The sequence below is a fragment of the Streptomyces sp. NPDC127084 genome (assembly GCF_042724175.1).
In the GTDB taxonomy this organism is placed as follows: domain Bacteria; phylum Actinomycetota; class Actinomycetes; order Streptomycetales; family Streptomycetaceae; genus Streptomyces.
In genome coordinates this window covers 1-2,388 of the sequence record NZ_JBHXFA010000326.1, presented here as the reverse complement: position 1 = coordinate 2,388, position 2,388 = coordinate 1, and the positions used below count along the sequence as shown (strand labels likewise).

The 2,388-nt window shown below is 69.8% G+C and carries 1 protein-coding gene; it reads right to left on the bottom strand.

Features of this window, described 5'->3' with window-relative positions; all coding sequences use genetic code 11:
* Window positions 1-2,160: polymorphic toxin-type HINT domain-containing protein (locus ACFWI9_RS33860; RefSeq protein WP_387169040.1), on the bottom strand; the 2,160-nt coding region annotated here is incomplete at its 3' end.
* Window positions 2,161-2,388: the final 228 nt, after the last annotated feature.

The window sequence follows — 2,388 nt, the reverse complement described above, 5'->3', positions numbered from 1 at the left end:
AGGCATGTCCTTGACCTCCTTGCCCTGCCAGTAGAACTCGACCGAGTTCCACGGGCGTGTCTCCCTCACGAGAATCGAGCGGACCACGGTGGCCAGTTCCCAGGCGGTTTGGTTACCGCGCTGGTTGGCTTCCTTCCAGTCCTTGAACTTCCGGCCGCGAGCCACGGTGTGGAACAGCGCGTCCGAGGGGTTGGTGAAGGGACGACCCTTGTCGTCCTGGAGCCCGTCGAGTGCAAAAGTGATCTTGACGTTCGGGTTTTCCGCAGCCAGCATGACCGCGACCATCCAGTTCGGCATGCCACCCGAAGCTTCGTTGGTTCGCCCGTATCGGTCGCTGTTGAAGGTCATACGCTGACCCCCGTCCTTCTTGTTCAGCGCCTCCGCCAGTGCATCACCGCTCAGCAAACCAATGTCGTTGATTCCGAGCACGATGTGGACCCCGTCGGGAACGAGGCAATCCTCGTCGTCCTCGTTGTGGACCAGGACCGGCGTGGACCCGGCCAGTACATAGTACGTGTGCAGGTCGTCGACGGTGAGGTTGTGGACCCGGGCCTGCCGATTCCATGTGCGCAGGCCGACGAGCTCCTTGAGCGAGCCGTCAGCGGTGCGGAGTCGGTCACCGGCCTTGAGGTCGGCGGCCTCCACCCAGTCGTTCCGGTTCGCGACCCAGAACGGGTGTCCGAAGGTGGCGGTGATGGTCTCCGTGGCGTCTCCCGCCTCGCCGTCGGTGTCGACGGTGAGCTCCCGCAGGGACTTCTCTCCCTCGCCGACGATCAGACGGGTGACGGCGCGTCCCCCCGTCTCCCCGGTTTCAGGGTCGGTCGCGGTCACCTGGTCGCCGACGCGGAGGTCCTTGATCGGCTTGGAAGTGCCGTCGGCCAACAGCACCGGGGTTTGCGGGACGAAGCTGTGCGGATCCTTCTTCTTTTTCTTCGTGCACGAAGTGTTCGCCTTGCGAATCCGCTCGATGATCTTCTTGCTCTCGTCGACGACCTTCTTCGCCGCAGCAGATTTGTCGAGGAACTCGTCGAGACCGGTGACGACACGGGCGAGAGCCTTGGCTATCGCCGGCATCTCCTTGATGATCTTCAGGGCCTTGCCCCAAGGAAGACTGCCGACGGCGGCCCAGAAGCAACTTTCGAAGTTGGGGTCGGTGACGCAGTCCTTGATGTCCTCGAAGAGGAGGTCGACGATGATCTGGCCGCCGTTTTCGACCAGGAAGTCGAGGAAGTCCTTGTCCGCGAGGGCGCGGAGCTCCTCCCACTTCTCCGGTGAGATCCCGGATGCCTCGAGTATGGCGCTCTCCTCGGCGGTCAGCGGCGGGGTGTCGCCCTTCTCCTTGGCCTCCTTCGCCGCCGCCTCGCGGGCCTTGCGCTCCTGCTCGCGCTGGTACTCCTCGGCCTTCTTCGCCGCCTCGTCCGCCTCGCGGGCGTAGGTGTTGGCGTTCTTCGCGGCGGCCTCCGCCGACTTGGCGTGGCCCTCGGCCGACTCGGCGAACTTGTTCGCGTCCGCGGCGTCCTTCTCGGCCTGGGCGGCGGCGCCCTGGGCGACGCTCGCCTCGTGCTCCGCCAGGCTCGCGGCGCTGTTGGCGGCCACCGCGTGGTTGTCGGCCTCGGCCGCGGCGCCCCTGGCGCGTGCCGCCTCCGCCTCCGCCTGGTTGGCGGCCTGACGGGCCGCGGTCGCGTCCGCGTAGGCCTGGTTGGCGGCCTGGCGGGCGAGCTTCGCGTCGGCCTGCGCCTGGGCGTCGGCCTGGTTGGCGCGTGCCGCGGCGGCGCGGGCCTTGGCGCCCTCATCGGCGGCCTGCGCCGCCGACTTCATCGCCGCAGCGGCCGAACGGGCGGCGCTCGCGGACGAACGAGCCGCTTCGGCGGCGGCCTTGAACGCCGGGGCGACCTGGGCGTTGGCCCGCTTCGCGGCGGCCTCCGCGGCCTCGGCGGCCTTCACGGCTTCCGCTGCCTTCGCCTCGGCCGACGCGACCTGTTCCGCACCCATCTGCTCCGCGGCGACGGCGACCGCCGCGGCGAAGTCGGCGTCGACGTCCTTGCCGCTGAACGGCGCGGTCAGCACGATGGCCGTGTTGGCAGGTTCGGCGATACCGGCAGCCGTGCTACGGGCCGCGTTCGAGGCCGTGACGGCGATCGTGGACTGGACCCGCGCCACAGCGGCCTCGCGAACGGCGCCCTGAGCTTCCTCCTGGGTGCGGTTCGCGGCCTGAAGGGAGTTGTGGGGGGGGCGGGGGGGCGGGGCGGGGGCGCGCCGCGCGCCGGGGGGGGGGGGGGAGTTGGACGTCGGGCGCCCCGGGGCGGCGGGGGGGCGGCGGCGACCGCGACGGAGCCGCCGTCCGGGGAGACCCGCACGCGCAGTACCGCGGCCCCGGTGGCGTGAAGC